This is a genomic window from Acinetobacter lwoffii, from assembly GCF_022809915.1.
GTDB lineage: Bacteria > Pseudomonadota > Gammaproteobacteria > Pseudomonadales > Moraxellaceae > Acinetobacter > Acinetobacter lwoffii_M.
In genome coordinates this window covers 57,743-72,495 of record NZ_JALGQY010000002.1, presented here as the reverse complement: position 1 = coordinate 72,495, position 14,753 = coordinate 57,743, and the positions used below count along the sequence as shown (strand labels likewise).

Sequence of the window (14,753 nt, the reverse complement as noted above, 5' to 3'; positions counted from 1 at the left end):
TCATGAAAGTTGTAACTTATTTAATTAATTTAGACGGAAGTGATGAGCGTCTAGCTGCAGCAACTCAGCAGCTTAATAGTGTGGGCTGGAGGTTTGAACGTTTTGCTGCTTATGATGGTCGGGGTAAAGCACTCTCTGAATTCATAAATTATAATGACGATCAAACTAATAAGGTATTAGGTCGTAGTTTAATGAATTCCGAGTTAGGTTGTTATTTAAGTCATTATGGATGTGCTGAAAAATTTTTAGCCACTGATGCAGATTATTTAGTGGTTCTGGAAGATGACCTTAAAATTAATAGTGACTTTAAGATTAAAATTGACAGCATCATTGAATATTTGCACCAACATCAAGATTTAAACTGGTATCTTATTAATATTGCTTCAAAAAAGAAAAAACTAGCAAAAGATATTACGCAAATAGGGGATATAAGTCTATGGCATGCTTTTTATTTCCCAATTCGTGGCTTAGGGTTAATCTGGTCGCGGCAGGGAGCACAGACTTTTGTTGAGGCAGGCAAAACTATAAATATGCCGGTTGATATCTTCTTCCAGTCTTGGTTAAGTCAAAATGGCAAAGGTTTAGGGATTTGGCCACCACTAGTGAAGCCAGCAGGGGTCGATAGTGATATTTTGGGAACGGTTGCTACTCAGGGGATTTCTCGAAAAATGCTTGAAAATCGTAGTAAATCATATGGCTTTAAAAAGCAGAAGCGTATGTGGCGTGATCGTTATCATGCACTAAAATATCTGCTAAATTCTTAAAATTCATCGAATATCTTAATAATTGAATATTTATCATTAAAGGAATAAATCAATGAGCATGTTGGAAATAATTTAGATGAAAATATTTAAAAAAACTTATTATATGCTTAAGTTTTATATCATGTATTTTTACAAGATTAGAGGCACGAATTTAAAAATTCATAATTACGCAAATATGATTACGCTTAATCCAAAGCCAGAAGAAGTTAAAATACCTAAGCTGATTTGGCTGTATTGGGAGGGGGATGTACCATTATTTGTGGAAAAATGCATAGAAAATATAAAGCTAATAAATGCAAATTATGAGGTTCATTTTTTAACACCAACAACTGTTGATCAATTTATACAGATAGATTTTGATTCTTTAAATATTCATCTACCTCAGCATAAAGCTGATTTAATCAGATTTAAATTACTTTATGTTTATGGAGGAATCTGGTTAGATGCAAGTATTATCGTTTATGAAAATTTAGATTGGATTCAAGAGTTGGTTTCTCAAAATCAGACCGAAAGTTTTGCCTATTATCGTAAAAAAAACACTACCAATATTGATTCTCCAGTCATCGAGAATTGGCTTTTAGCAACGACTCCTAACAATAGGTTTTTTAAAGATTGGTTTGATGAGTTGGTGAACGCCATGCAGGTTGGCCCTAAAACATATATCAATGAAATTAAACGTACTGTGCCAAATTATGAGAGAATATTTCAAAAGATTAGTAATTTAGAGTACCTGATTTCCTATGTGGTGTGTCAGGTGATTATGCTGAAAGCATTGCCTAGTATTACTTTAATTGATTGTGATCAAAATGCCTTTTACTATCAGGTAAAAAATAAATGGGTCAAAGAAAAAACATTAATTGAAATGGCAATCAATCATCATTCAGGTGAATACCCTAAATTGATTAAATTTGCCGGTAAAGAGCGTAAACATATAGGCGAATTTTATGAAAAAGGAATGTATTTTCAAGATTCACTGCTAGATTTCCATGATGATCAGAGTAAAACCTTATCTTAACGCTCTATCAGGTTGGATGATCTGAACCACTTAGAGGATGGTGTCTTGTTCGAGCGTTAATTTCTTAAATGATTTGATAATACTATGGGGTGAAAGATTATAAACAGACACTTTTTGACTTTCAAAGAAATAGGCTGCTGTTTCAAATGCCGCTATGATTGATTGGGTGTGCTGGTTTAATAAGGTAGGTTGTTTTACATCTAAAGTTTCATAAAATCGTGGTAGGTCGAAGTTATTCATATCCACACCTGCAATATAGATATGTTGGTAATTTAATCCTGACATAATCTGTAATGCGGTATAAGCCACGGTATAGTAGTCAAATACTGTGTCATACATATGTGTAGAAAAGCCAAAACCATTGTAGAAGTAATTACTCTTAACTTTTTCATCAACATGAATAGTGTTTCCCATAAAAAGTTCATTTTTACAGTTACTCGTGATTTCAATAATTTTAAATTGGCAACGAATCTGTTCGATTTTTACTTTTCTTAGAATATAGTCTAAGCAACGTGCGGTGGTGAAAAAATTGCATGCTGTGTCTAAAACCCGCTCAACGAGATCAAAACGATTTTGTACAAAATCATGATCAATAATGACATAGTGTTGAAAAGTGACCTCATTCAAAGCGATTGCTCCATTGACGCCAATATAGTCCAGTTTCTCATATTTAAAAAATTTATCAGGAATCTTTTTAATCGATGGTCCTGTTGCGATCAGCATACATTTTGAATGTTTATTCTTTAAGTTAAGCGTATGGTCTGCAATTAAGGTATTCCTAAAAAAAACTTGATCAATTTGACCGGATGCATTACGAACCACGCGGTAAAAAGGCCAATAGCGTCTGTTGTGTTTGTAAGTACTCGGTTTTAAAAGTTTATAGGTATATTTTGTCAAATTTCGAACGAAATGATTGAAAATTAAACCACACATATTCTTGTCTCTTTCATAGCTTATTTCTATGAGTTATATCAAGTTTATTTGAGAATAATCTAATTGATAAGATGATTCAGTTGCTTAGAGGGTTAATGATCTAAATTAAATGAATCACGCTTGGTTTTAAACTTGCTCAGGAGCCTCTTAAACCAAGGCTGGGATGTTTCTGACCGAGTAATGTTATTGCCCGAGTATTTTTTTTGAGATGCTTTGTGAAATTTTCCGTAGGGTGTAATTGTATAGTCCTCAAGTTGGTATCCGGCAGAAAGGGCTTCGTGATAGTATTGGTCAAAAAGTGTTGTCAGGTCCGCTCGGGGGTGAGGAATAATTTCGCCATCAAACCAATGTGTTGAATTATTGTGTTGAAGACGAGGAATTGAATATTTGTGACTAAACTGGGTGCCCATATCGGAATAATGCAAAATTTTAATCTCGTTGATACTTAGATTTTCACCATCGATGCAATTAAAATGATCATTATAAGCTTGAACCAATGACGGTTCTTTTTGAATTTGGCTCATCAGACTTTGATGACTGGCAGGGTTACTTTTTAATTCCTCAATTCTAGGAAGAAAATGTTTGGCCTTTTCACAATCCCAGACACAAGTGCATAAACGGGCTGAGCTTCCCCCCCCCTTGGCTGCCACAATAGCATTGGCTTCAATAGGATGTTCCCAGAGTAGTGCAAGATCATCGAGTACAATGACATCTGTATCCATGTAAATGGCTTTACCTTGAAATTGACAATACTCTGGAATAGCCCACCGAAATCCGGAAAAAGGTGTCGCCCAGTTTTCTGTTCTCCATCCTTGATTCGATTTCGGATCAGAATACCAATAGCTAGAAGGATCACGCGAAAGTTGCATCCAAATAATTTCTACAGGCTGCTGGGTATGTTTTTTAATGCTGTAGTCTAAAACCATCATTTGTTCTAAATCACAGTTGTTTGGGTCACAGCCTATAAAAATTTTGATTGTTTTGAGACTCATTTTTATCAATTATTTTGTGATATGATAATGTATATTAAAACAAAGACTACATAAGATTTACTATGTTTTTTATTTATTCTATTATAATTAAAACTTGAATAAAATAATCGAATTTATTTCAATGACTTCTTTGGTTTTTAAATAAATTACAATAACTTATGTGTATTATATTGTTATATAATTACGAAAAAAATTTAAAATTATAGTTTTTTATCACACTTTTATCTATGATTTTAAACTTAAATTGGTAGAAAATTAAAAGGATTCTTAATGTTGACAGTTTTTGGTTTTCATACAGATGATAAACTATATACGAAGCATGCTCAAATTTTAGCTGAATCAGCAAAAAAATTTAATATTCATATTCTATTAAAGCAATTTTCAAAAGATGACTGGCAAACCATTATTGCATTTAAGCCTGTGTTTATTTCGCAAATGCGTCGTGAAACTCATGGCCCACTTTTATTTGTTGATGCTGATGCTATAATTCTTGAGGATATCCGGCCATACTTCAATGCAATTGAAGAAGATATTGCAGTACATTACATAGATAAGAAGCGTTTAATTAGTAGTACTATTTTTATAAATGACACTAAAAATGCACATTCTCTGATGGATGAATGGGAGAAGCGTATGTTGCAAAATCCAACTATTTGGGATCAGATTATTTTACAAAACTTGGTTGATGAGTGGCATGATGCAGGCCTTATTACATTAAAAAAGCTACCACCAAACTATACATTTATTTTTGATACATCTCGTAATTTATATGGGGATAAGATTCAACCTAGTATTGAACAATTACAAGCAAGTAGAGATAAGCGTTGGATACAGAAATATGAGCAAAGAAATTCAATTTATCAATGGATAATGCGTTCTTCTCTACTGTCAAAAAGTACTAAAAAGATTGTTAAACGACATAATGAAGTTAATGCACGAACAACAAAGTTAGGAATCGATATTAAGTTAACTTTAAGTGATTTAATTGAATAATTAAAATTTATTGATAAATATTACTTTCATCAATTATTTTCCTAAACCGCTTATACCCCCACAAATACTGTTCTGGAGCGACATTAATCATGCGCTCCATTTCTTTATTTAAGGTGTCAACAGAAAGCTGTAGGTCTTTCGATAAAATATCGTCAGAAAGTTGGGTCACAATAATATCATAGCCGGATAAATCATCGCATCTTAAACAACTGAGTCCAACCACAGAACATTGGGTTTTAGCTGCCAGTTTGGAAAGAAGCGTAGAGGACAGCGCATTTTGACCATAAAAATAAGAATAGATTCCACTCGATTCTTTAGGAACATGATCCGGCAAAATTGCAGAAAAACCACCCTGTTTTAAATGCTTAAATAAAGCACGCACACCAGAATCATCTGTAGGCACTAGTGTGGCATTCAGACGTTGCCGAGCTTCAAGCATAAACCGGTCAATATCCTGATTCTTGCTGGGCTTATACATAATCACAGGAGAGGTGTGCTGATTCACCCAGACATTTAAAAGTTCCCAAGTACCAAAATGAGGCACCACGGCCAAACAGCCCTGAGGATTTTGCAAAGCTTGGATAAATAGATCTGCGCCATGCACCTCTCGAATTAAAGACAGCGCATAGTCTGGTGATGACCCCCAAATCTTGACTGATTCCGCATAGGTCATGCACTGACTTTTCAGGCTGCTTTTGGTCAAATTAGCCCGTTCAGATTCAGAAAGTTCAGGATAAGCAGAGGCTAGATTAATCTCAGTCACTCGGCGTGCAGAAGAATGGCTGAAATACAAAAGAGATCCAGCCAGTTGCGCAAGATTTTGAATGAATCTTAGTGGAAGCTTGGAGAAATTTTTAAGTAGGGTGTACATGGTATCCAGATGGTCAGATTATAGGTCTTTGTCCGGATTGCCCTTCAGCACCATATATATCAAACCTACAAAAATCAGCAGGGCGCCTAAAATACTGCTCAGGCAAAAATACACAATACGGTCATTGGTATCGAGGTTGAACAGGTTGTTGGCAAGGATATAGCGCATGAACAGCCATTGAACCACTGAAAATACAATAAGCATAATGCTGCGATTACGAACTGCAGGACGCATAGCCATTGCTAATTACCTTAGATTGAAAACTGTGGCTATTATGCCACTGTTCCAGATGCGACTCAATCTTACAAAAAAGCCCCGCACGAGGCAGGGCTTTTTCACTTAAAACTTCAAGAATTATTCTTGAGATTCAGCTTTTGGTTTTTCACGTAAGCGAATACCAAGGTCACGCAGTTGGTTTGATTCAACTGGTGCTGGCGCTTGAGTCAATGGACATTCGGCAGTCTTGGTTTTCGGGAATGCAATCACGTCACGAATCGAAGCACCGCCAGTCATGAGCATTACCAGACGGTCAAGACCAAATGCCAAACCACCATGCGGAGGAGCACCGTAACGTAATGCATTTAATAAGAAGCTGAATTTCTCTTCCGCTTCTTCTTCACCAATACCTAATGCTTCAAAGATCGCTTTTTGCATTTCAAGGTTATGAATACGCAGTGAACCACCACCGATTTCAGTACCGTTCAATACCATATCGTAAGCCACAGAAAGCGCAGCGCCTGGGTTGTTCTTCACTTCTTCTACGCTAGATTTTGGTAGCGTGAATGGGTGATGAACAGAGGTCCATTTGCCATCATCAGTTTCTTCGAACATTGGGAAATCAACAACCCAAAGTGGTGCCCACTCACAAGTTGCAAGTTTCATATCATGACCGATCTTCACACGAAGCGCGCCCATAGCATCGTTTACAACTTTGGCTTTGTCTGCACCGAAGAATACGATGTCGCCATTTTCAGCGTCAACCCGTTTCAATAGATCCAGCACGATTGGCTCGATGAATTTCACGATTGGAGATTGAAGACCTTCGATGCCTTTTTCAAGTTCGTTGACTTTGATGTAAGCCAAACCGCGTGCACCGTAGATGCCTACAAATTTGGTGTATTCATCAATCGCGCTACGTGGAAGTGAACCAGCACCCGGTACGCGAAGCGCAACGATACGGCCTTTAGGATCTTTAGCAGGGCCTGCGAATACTTTGAACTCAACGTCTTGCATCAAGTCTGCAACGTCAACCAGTTTCAAAGGAATACGCATATCTGGTTTGTCAGATGCATAGTCACGCATTGCATCGTTGTAGGTCATGCGTGGGAATTTATCAAACTCAACGTTTAGAAGTTCTTTGAACATCTTCACGGTTAAAGTTTCCATCAAATCCATGATGTCATCGTCACTCATGAACGATGTTTCAACGTCGATTTGGGTGAATTCTGGCTGACGATCCGCACGTAAGTCTTCATCACGGAAACATTTAGCAATTTGGTAGTAACGATCAATACCGCCCACCATCAACAACTGTTTGAATAGCTGTGGAGATTGTGGAAGCGCATAGAAGCTACCGTTAGATACACGGCTTGGTACTAAATAGTCACGTGCGCCTTCAGGAGTAGCACGAGTCAAAATTGGTGTTTCAACGTCTAAGAAACCATTGTCTTCGAAGTAGTTACGAATCAGGTTGGTTAACTTAGAACGGAAGCGTAAACGATCTAACATTTCTGGACGACGGATATCCAGGAAACGGTATTTCAAACGAATTTCTTCAGAAATATTGGTGTTTTCGTCATTCAAAGGGAATGGCGGAGTGTCTGACTGAGCAAGAACTTCAATTTCTTTACCCAAAACTTCGATCTGACCGCTCACCATATTGGCATTTTCTGTGCCTTCATAACGGCGACGTACACGGCCTGTAATTTTTAATACGAATTCTGAACGTACTTTGTCCGCAGTTGCGAATGCTTCAGGGGTATCCGGGTCAATAACCACTTGAACAAGACCGTCACGGTCACGCATATCAAGGAAAATCACACCACCGTGGTCACGGCGACGGTGAACCCAGCCGCATAATGTTACAGTCTGGTCAATTTGAGTTTCGGTTAAAGAACCGCAGTAATGAGTTCGCATCATAGCGTTAGAAATCCAACTATATGGGTTAAGGTCAGCGAATACGTAAACAGCGTACCGCTTTGAGTAGAGGTAGGATTATGCCTCTTTGGGCATGTTGTCACAAGAACTTGGGTCAAAAACAATATCATTTTAAAGTGAATGAGATAAAAGCCAGCACTTTGCTTAGCCCATCCGGCGATCGCGATCTAAAAATAAAAACAGCAAACAGCCCAGACTAAAGGTGATCAGAAAACCCTGACTGAATTGATTGATGGAACGGCCGGTAAAATAGTACAGATCGGATTGCCAGACTTCTGTAGAGATATAACGTGCATAATCCCAGACTGAAAATAGGCCAGTGAATATCGAAAACAGCAATAATCCGCAGGCATAAGCTTTGATTTTCAGGTTCACTGCCAGATATTGCTGATGCTTTTTATAGTAATGCACGCTCATCCACAGCATAAACGGTAAGGCCAGAAAGGAAGTGCCGATTTGTAAAATTCGATGCAGCGGATAACTGTGTCCAAAAAGCTGAAATGGTCGTGCTAGAAAATCATGAAAAGCAAAAGTACGAAAGTCTACATGAGTCAAACCATCCCAGATTAAATGCGTGGCAGTACCGATGATCACCGCCAGACAAACTGCCAGAAAAAACTTGAATGCTGAAATGAGAGTGTGAATATTTAGATCATGCTGAATTCCGACAAAGCGGTAAATGGCTGGCCGATATAGAGCATACCAGATTGCACAAAAGCCCAACCCGATCCACAGGTCTGGATGAATCAGCGAGGACCATAAATGCGTAACATTCGAATTGCTGGAACTAAACAGACGATGTAAATCGGGCACCATACAGCCAATCGCCAATGCAGCAATCGGAAGCCGGTTTCCGCTTAAACGTGAAAGAGGTGGCGCAAGTACAGCATGAGACAGGGTAAAGGGCATAAAAGTTTTTTTAAAGATGAAAATAACCAGAAAACACATTCTAATAAAATATGCGATGGATTATCGTAAAGGATTGCAAAAACAATGAAATGTTATATTATAACATTCATCCAAAATGGTGAATTTGAGCTTCAGTCATGTCCTTCCCTAAGAATCTAATAACACTTTCAATTTTTGCTGTAGCTGCCCCTACAGTTTTTGCAGAACAGACCTCATCTTCCATTCCCGTGCAGACCATGGACACCATTCAGGTGCAAGCTCATCCATTGGTGCAGACTGCAGCGGACTTTGCGGTAGCGGATCATGTTGTAGATCAGAAAGCCTTGTCTGAACGTGCAACCACCATTGGAGATGCATTGGCAGATGAACTGGGCGTATATTCTAACCAGTTTGGTACGGGGGCCAGCCGTCCGGTGATTCGTGGACAAGATGGGCCACGTGTCAAAGTCTTGCAGCATGCTTCAGAGACAGCCGATGTTTCCACGTTATCTCCAGATCACACCGTCACCGTCGATCTGATTTTGGCAAAACAGGTCGAAGTGATTCGTGGGCCATCGACGTTGCTCTATGCAGCAGGAACAGTGGGTGGTCTGGTCAATGTCACTGATCAAAAAATCCCAACTCAAATGCCTGAAGATGGTTTGGAAGGTACAGTCGGCCTGCGTTATAACAGCGGCAGTGATGAAAAACTGGCGAGTGCTGGTGTAACAGCGGGTATTGGTGAAAACTTTGCTTTGCGTGTAGAAGGCTCAAAACGTAAAGCCAATGATTATATTGCACCGGATTATTTTCATGAGCATGATGACGAATTAGAAAAAGAACGTCGTGTGGGCAATACTTTTGCTGAAGGGCAAACAGTCAATATTGGCGGATCATGGATTCATGATCGTGGTTTTGTCGGTCTGTCTTATAGCAACCGTCAGGATCAGTATGGCTTACCAGGGCATAGTCATGAATATCATGGTTGTGTTTTACATGGTGATCATTTTCATGGTTGTCCAACACCTGACCCAGATGCACCAGCCCATGAAGAGCATGGTGGACCATGGGTAGATTTAAAATCTGAACGCTATGAAGTACGCACCGAACTGGAACAGCCTTTTGCCGGTGTTGAAAAACTACGTGCACATGCCAGCATTACCGATTATGAACACAATGAACTTGAAGAAAGTGAAGTCATTAGTAACTTTAAAAGCAAAGGTTATGACGGCCGTTTAGAGTTGGTGCATGTGCCAGTTGCAGGCTGGGAAGGGGTGATTGGAACCCAGATTTCACAGCAAAAAATTAATCTTGCCGCATCAGAGCATGACCATCATGAAGATGGCGATGAGGACGATGAAGAACATCATGTTCATAGTTCAGGTGTCGTGATGCCGGACACAAAAACTGACAAATTCAGTCTTTTTGCTTTAGAGCATAAGCAACTTGGCGATGTGCATGTTGAACTTGGTGCGCGTGTCGATCATCAAAAAGTGAAAGTAGATTCGGATCAGAAAGATTATTCGGGGACTGGTGTCTCTGCATCCGCTGCTGCCAACTGGGAATTTGCACCGGACTACAAACTTTCTGTAGTGGGATCACATCAGCAGCGTTTGCCTTTAGCTCAAGAACTCTATGCTGATGGCTTGCATTTTGCGACCAATACCTATGAACTAGGTAATCCTGATCTCGATAAAGAAACTTCAAATAATCTCGAGTTAGGTCTGCATTATGAAGGGGATAAACTGGATTACCATGTGCATGTCTATCACAACTGGTTTGATGATTATATCTATGGCGAAACGGTAGCGCAAAAAGGTAATTTACGTGGCGTGCAATATACCCAGGACAAAGCCAGATTCTATGGTACAGAAGCACAAGCCGGGTATCAGATCAATGATATGTATAAGCTCAGCGTCTTTGGGGACTATGTGCGTGGCAAGATTGAAGCTGAGAATGCACCACGTGTACCTGCAGGTCGCTTAGGCACCAAAGTAGAAGCAGACTTTGCCGATGGCTGGTCAGGTTTGGCTGAGTATTATCATGTCTTTAATCAGGACAAGATCGCCAGCTATGAAGATGAAACCCAAGGCTACAATATGGTGAATGTGGGCTTAAGCTATGCCAATAGCCTTGCAGATAACAATGCTTATAGGGTTTATTTCAAGGCCAACAACCTGCTTGATGATCAGGTGTATTCACATACTTCCTTCCTGTCGAATATTCCGCAAGTCGGCCGCAACTTTACTGTCGGCGTGCAATATGATTTCTAACAGGTCTACTGAAATAATTGACCAAATCATCTAGATCTCACTGAAATCTACTTGAAAAATCATAAGATAAAACCTAGCCTGAGTATATTGGGTTAGGTTTTATCTTATGCGTATCTTTCAACGAATTCACAATAAATTAAACTGGTCGAATCGCCGTTATGTGGCTTTGATCATTAGTATGCTGGCCGTGGGTTATCTGGCTTCGGCGATCTACCACACGTATAAGCCTTTGCCGGAAGGTCTGAATTACACAGGCAAACTGCGTCATGCCGAAGTCAAATTTCTGGCCGATCAGACTTATCTGGATGCAGAAGGAAAACAGCATTTAGATCATCGCATTTTTAATGAAATGCTGAAAATGATTGAAGAGGCCAAATCACTGATTGTGCTGGACATGTTTTTATTTAATCAGCAAACCGGTGCATCTACGCAGCAGCATCAGGCACTGAGTCAACAGCTGAGTGATGCTTTAATCAGTAAGCGCCTGCTGCAGCCTGAGGTGGAAATCAAGTTTATTACCGATCCGATTAATTCAGTTTATGGCGGGATTAGATCTGAGCAGTATCGGAAATTACGTCAGCACGGTATTGATGTGATTGAAACCAATCTGACGCCGTTGCGCGCTTCCAATCCAAGCTGGTCCGGCTTCTGGTATATCTGTTGCCAGGGCATTGGCAATAATCCGGAAACAGGCTGGTTGCCAAACCCATTTGGCCCAGAAAAAATTACTCTGCGCAGTTATTTTGATTTATTTAACTTTAAAGCCAATCATCGCAAAACCATGGTGGTGGATACTGATCAAGGCTGGAAAGCACTGGTCACGTCCATGAACCCGCATGATGGCAGTTCGCGGCATTCCAATATTGGCTTATTGGTCTGGGGGAGCACAGCTGTGGATATTCTGAAAACAGAACTGTCTGTAGGCAGGATGTCACAAGCGAATATGCCAGCCATTGTTGCTGGGGATTTTCAGGCAGACAGTAGCCAGCCACAAGTTCAGGTGCTGACTGAAAAAGCCATTTATGATGCGATTCTGAATCTGATTCAGACCGCGAAAGCCAATGAACAGATTGATCTGGCGATGTTTTATCTGTCTGAGCGCAAAATTATTAAAAGTCTGATCGCGGCCCATGAACGCGGTGTCAAAGTCCGGATTTTACTTGACCCAAATAAAGATGCCTTTGGCCGTGAAAAGAATGGAATTCCAAACCGGCAGGTGGCTTCAGAATTGCACGAGGCAGGTATAGATGTGCGCTGGTGTCGTACTCAAGGCGAGCAATGCCATAGCAAAATACTGATAAAGCGCAGCGCTCAGCAAGCTGAAATGATTTTAGGCTCGGCCAATTTTACAGTGCGCAATTTGAAAAACTATAATCTGGAAACCAATATGCGCGTGGTGGGTCAGCCTCAGGCTGAAGTCTTCCGGGATGCCCAGCAATATTTTGAAGGGGCATGGTCAAATCTGAATGGCCGTTCTATGAGCGTAGACTATACGCAATATGCAGAAAACTCGTTCTTTAAATATTGGCTGTATCGCTTTATGGAATGGAGCGGCTGGTCGACGTTTTGATTTTAAATCCCTCCTGACCTCCCTTTTAAAAAGGGAGGAAAGTCCCTCTTTGAAAAAGAGGGACTTAGGGAGATTTTTTATTATCAGCTTTTTGATTCTGGATTCGGCGGAACCAACTGATCCAGCTCTTTATCCGTCAATTCATCCAGTTCAGAAATATCGGTTTTAATTTTCCATTGCGCCTCATCATCCACCGGATTTGGCAGACGCGCTTCTAGCCAGTCACATACGACATCGGGCGGGAAATCGGCATGATTACACTGAATCACCCAGCACAAGAAATCTCTGGCAATACCATTCATATACGGTGGTGGAGATACTGGCAGGAACTGCGTCGGAAGACGTTCATTTTTAGAAATATAATTCAGGACATGTCCCAGCTCTTGCACAGTCTGCCAGGCCAGCGGGTGATCAACATTGATCTGAAATTTAAACCACCATGCCTGCTTGCCATCTGAACCATAGCTATCAATCCGTTCTTTCTGAACACTCGGCACTTTAGAAAAATATTCATGCAAACGATCGAAATTTAAATCAGACACAGTATTCAACTCGAAACATTAAAAAAGTGATTTTAGCATAAAGCCACAGGATGCCGATGAGCCCGCTAGATTGAAAATAGGCAAGCGCATTACAAAAAATTGCAGGCTCAGCAGCCTTATCCATATTTTCTGCATCTATTTTGTTTAAAATATAGACAAGGTATTAACAGGAAGCGCAGATGAAAATAGTATTCTTGAGTGCAATATTGACTTCATTGCTATTAGGAGCTTCTGCACAAAGTATGGGTGGCAATGCTTGGGTGGGTTATGGTGGTGTAGATCGATCCACACCGAATTATCGCAGCGCTCCACGATCTTATGATCCACCACGGCAGCATTATCCGCAACGTCCGCTGCCACCAAGACCACATTACCCGCAACGACCACCATATTGGGGCTATCCACCTGCACAGAGTCAAAGTGGATTAAACATTCAGTATCAGGCACCGACCACTATTTATCAAAATTCGAATAGTTATAGCTGGGTCAATGGTGATCCGAATGTTGCCCGGATTGAAAGTTCGAGATATACGGTAATTACCGATTGGCAGCGTTTAGGGTTACCAGCACCACCGCGTGGCAGCTACTGGATTTATGAAAACGGACGCTATGTGCTGGTGCCGAATCGTTAAACTGCTCTAAACTCTGAACGGATAATTCAGTTATAAACGTCAATAACTCAAAAAGACCAAAATAGTTCCCTCTCCTGTGAGGAGATGAGTAGCACTGCTACGCAAGGGAGAGATTGCTTGAGATAAATCTCCCAAAACCCTAAACGAGGCTTAAGTATTACTTTAAGCTGAAGTGCAAAAAAAGAGGGCTTAAAAGACTATGCCAATTCATCATCTTCTGGACGCGGTGTTTTGCCAAGGGGTAATGGCTTTTCACTATGTTTGTCACGAATCACGGATGGATAAGTCCATGAGGCATAGCGCACCACTAATATCGCAAAGGCCAGAATCAGAATCGAACCGGTAATAATCACCAGATCCATGCTGGCTTTATGCGTGTGTTGAATATCTGCAATCAGCAAACGGGTCAGTGCAGTAATGGCAATATAAATCAGGAAACGTACTGGCATATGGTTGGTTTTGAAATAGATGCCGACCATGGCACCCAGTTCCAGATAAATAAACAACAGAAGAATGTCGTCAATGGTGGCGAACTGTTTCACGGTCAGAATGTCAATGACGGTATGGCCAGCGGACCAGATCACCATACAGCCAATAATAAACAGCGCAATATAATGAAAGCTTTCTACAGCAAGATTGCCAAGACGGTCGAGGAGAGCTTCAAATTTTTCAATTTTCGGACGTGATTTAGACATATTATCCTCCTGATTTTTCATGTGAAATAAAGATAGTTGCAGAATAACGTGCAAAGATCATGCACAGAATGATTGAATGAAAAATAAAGATTAAATTATTTGAACTTTTGCGCTTTTTTTAGACTAAATTGCTATATTGTATGGGTGGTAACATTGAATAAATAGGAGAAAAAAGTGTTAGATAAAATTCAAACAAAAATTAGCCAATTAGAAGCCGGAAAAAAATTAATCCTCGGCGTAGGCATTAAGGCTGAAGATATGCAAAAGGTGGTGGAGCTCTGCGAGTCTTTAGAGTCAGAGGGGAATATCAAAATTGTGAATAAACATTCGAATCCGAAAAGCAATAATCAGACGGATACCTTGCTAATTCAAAAAGTTTAATTGTTGCATTTTCATAAAAAACGCCTGCTGATGCAGGCGTTTTTATT

At 40.1% G+C, this 14,753-nt stretch carries 15 protein-coding genes; 7 read left to right on the top strand and 8 right to left on the bottom strand.

Annotation, left to right across the window (positions count from 1 at the left end):
* The first annotated feature begins 2 nt into the window (after positions 1-2).
* Together MTX11_RS01950 and MTX11_RS01945 are read left to right on the top strand one after the other, a co-directional pair.
* The gene (locus tag MTX11_RS01950; protein WP_243474226.1) at positions 3-764 is read left to right on the top strand and encodes a glycosyltransferase family 25 protein; all 762 of its coding nucleotides are present in this window, start codon (positions 3-5) and stop codon (positions 762-764) included.
* A 76-nt stretch (positions 765-840) separates the two neighbouring features.
* Positions 841-1,779 (top strand): glycosyltransferase family 32 protein, encoded by a 939-nt coding sequence (locus MTX11_RS01945; RefSeq protein WP_243474225.1) that lies wholly within the window; start codon positions 841-843, stop codon positions 1,777-1,779.
* A 30-nt stretch (positions 1,780-1,809) separates the two neighbouring features.
* Here MTX11_RS01945 and MTX11_RS01940 read toward each other — a convergent pair whose 3' ends face one another.
* Positions 1,810-2,712, bottom strand: a complete 903-nt coding sequence (locus MTX11_RS01940) for a lipopolysaccharide biosynthesis protein (protein ID WP_243474224.1) — start codon at positions 2,710-2,712, stop codon at positions 1,810-1,812.
* Positions 2,713-2,804: 92 nt separating this feature from the next.
* Entirely contained in the window at positions 2,805-3,704 is a 900-nt protein-coding gene (locus tag MTX11_RS01935) for a glycosyltransferase (protein ID WP_243474223.1), read from the bottom strand.
* Between the two features lie 270 nt (positions 3,705-3,974).
* On the opposite strand from MTX11_RS01935, the gene MTX11_RS01930 reads away from it, so the two are divergent.
* On the top strand, positions 3,975-4,697 hold the full coding sequence (locus MTX11_RS01930; RefSeq protein ID WP_243474222.1) for a putative nucleotide-diphospho-sugar transferase: 723 nt from the start codon (positions 3,975-3,977) through the stop codon (positions 4,695-4,697).
* A 7-nt stretch (positions 4,698-4,704) separates the two neighbouring features.
* Here the strand turns inward: MTX11_RS01930 and MTX11_RS01925 are convergent, their stop codons facing one another.
* From MTX11_RS01925 to MTX11_RS01910, 4 genes are all read right to left on the bottom strand, one after another.
* Positions 4,705-5,568 (bottom strand): lysophospholipid acyltransferase family protein, encoded by an 864-nt coding sequence (locus MTX11_RS01925; RefSeq protein WP_243474221.1) that lies wholly within the window; start codon positions 5,566-5,568, stop codon positions 4,705-4,707.
* An 18-nt stretch (positions 5,569-5,586) separates the two neighbouring features.
* Positions 5,587-5,808: a hypothetical protein gene (locus tag MTX11_RS01920; protein WP_004278319.1), complete on the bottom strand. Its 222-nt coding sequence runs from the start codon at positions 5,806-5,808 to the stop codon at positions 5,587-5,589.
* 114 nt (positions 5,809-5,922) lie between these two features.
* Entirely contained in the window at positions 5,923-7,707 is a 1,785-nt protein-coding gene (aspS, locus tag MTX11_RS01915; RefSeq protein ID WP_243474220.1) for an aspartate--tRNA ligase, read from the bottom strand.
* Between the two features lie 162 nt (positions 7,708-7,869).
* On the bottom strand, positions 7,870-8,634 hold the full coding sequence (locus tag MTX11_RS01910; RefSeq protein WP_034609136.1) for a DUF4184 family protein: 765 nt from the start codon (positions 8,632-8,634) through the stop codon (positions 7,870-7,872).
* A gap of 137 nt (positions 8,635-8,771) precedes the next feature.
* On the opposite strand from MTX11_RS01910, the gene znuD reads away from it, so the two are divergent.
* Positions 8,772-10,886, top strand: a complete 2,115-nt coding sequence (gene znuD / locus MTX11_RS01905; RefSeq protein WP_243474219.1) for a zinc piracy TonB-dependent receptor ZnuD — start codon at positions 8,772-8,774, stop codon at positions 10,884-10,886.
* A 106-nt stretch (positions 10,887-10,992) separates the two neighbouring features.
* Positions 10,993-12,456 (top strand): phospholipase D family protein, encoded by a 1,464-nt coding sequence (locus MTX11_RS01900; protein ID WP_071850409.1) that lies wholly within the window; start codon positions 10,993-10,995, stop codon positions 12,454-12,456.
* A gap of 83 nt (positions 12,457-12,539) precedes the next feature.
* Here MTX11_RS01900 and MTX11_RS01895 read toward each other — a convergent pair whose 3' ends face one another.
* On the bottom strand, positions 12,540-12,998 hold the full coding sequence (locus MTX11_RS01895) for a hypothetical protein (RefSeq protein WP_005246011.1): 459 nt from the start codon (positions 12,996-12,998) through the stop codon (positions 12,540-12,542).
* A 179-nt stretch (positions 12,999-13,177) separates the two neighbouring features.
* Between MTX11_RS01895 and MTX11_RS01890 the strand changes: the two genes are divergently transcribed.
* On the top strand, positions 13,178-13,630 hold the full coding sequence (locus MTX11_RS01890) for an RcnB family protein (protein ID WP_138743079.1): 453 nt from the start codon (positions 13,178-13,180) through the stop codon (positions 13,628-13,630).
* Between the two features lie 197 nt (positions 13,631-13,827).
* Here MTX11_RS01890 and MTX11_RS01885 read toward each other — a convergent pair whose 3' ends face one another.
* The gene (locus MTX11_RS01885; protein ID WP_004647497.1) at positions 13,828-14,325 is read right to left on the bottom strand and encodes a phosphate-starvation-inducible protein PsiE; all 498 of its coding nucleotides are present in this window, start codon (positions 14,323-14,325) and stop codon (positions 13,828-13,830) included.
* Between the two features lie 174 nt (positions 14,326-14,499).
* Between MTX11_RS01885 and MTX11_RS01880 the strand changes: the two genes are divergently transcribed.
* Positions 14,500-14,706 (top strand): hypothetical protein, encoded by a 207-nt coding sequence (locus MTX11_RS01880; protein WP_005261855.1) that lies wholly within the window; start codon positions 14,500-14,502, stop codon positions 14,704-14,706.
* Positions 14,707-14,753 lie beyond the last annotated feature (47 nt).

Excerpts from the sequence above, each read along its gene's own strand:
- aspS (WP_243474220.1), bottom strand. The coding sequence starts at position 7,707 with ATGATGCGAACTCATTACTGCGGTTCTTTAACCGAAACTCAAATTGAC.
- MTX11_RS01900 (WP_071850409.1), top strand. The coding sequence starts at position 10,993 with ATGCGTATCTTTCAACGAATTCACAATAAATTAAACTGGTCGAATCGC.
- MTX11_RS01950 (WP_243474226.1), top strand. The coding sequence starts at position 3 with ATGAAAGTTGTAACTTATTTAATTAATTTAGACGGAAGTGATGAGCGT.
- MTX11_RS01925 (WP_243474221.1), bottom strand. The coding sequence starts at position 5,568 with ATGTACACCCTACTTAAAAATTTCTCCAAGCTTCCACTAAGATTCATT.
- MTX11_RS01930 (WP_243474222.1), top strand. The coding sequence starts at position 3,975 with ATGTTGACAGTTTTTGGTTTTCATACAGATGATAAACTATATACGAAG.
- MTX11_RS01885 (WP_004647497.1), bottom strand. The coding sequence starts at position 14,325 with ATGTCTAAATCACGTCCGAAAATTGAAAAATTTGAAGCTCTCCTCGAC.
- MTX11_RS01935 (WP_243474223.1), bottom strand. The coding sequence starts at position 3,704 with ATGAGTCTCAAAACAATCAAAATTTTTATAGGCTGTGACCCAAACAAC.
- MTX11_RS01910 (WP_034609136.1), bottom strand. The coding sequence starts at position 8,634 with ATGCCCTTTACCCTGTCTCATGCTGTACTTGCGCCACCTCTTTCACGT.
- MTX11_RS01920 (WP_004278319.1), bottom strand. The coding sequence starts at position 5,808 with ATGGCTATGCGTCCTGCAGTTCGTAATCGCAGCATTATGCTTATTGTA.
- MTX11_RS01945 (WP_243474225.1), top strand. The coding sequence starts at position 841 with ATGAAAATATTTAAAAAAACTTATTATATGCTTAAGTTTTATATCATG.
- MTX11_RS01940 (WP_243474224.1), bottom strand. The coding sequence starts at position 2,712 with ATGTGTGGTTTAATTTTCAATCATTTCGTTCGAAATTTGACAAAATAT.
- MTX11_RS01890 (WP_138743079.1), top strand. The coding sequence starts at position 13,178 with ATGAAAATAGTATTCTTGAGTGCAATATTGACTTCATTGCTATTAGGA.
- znuD (WP_243474219.1), top strand. The coding sequence starts at position 8,772 with ATGTCCTTCCCTAAGAATCTAATAACACTTTCAATTTTTGCTGTAGCT.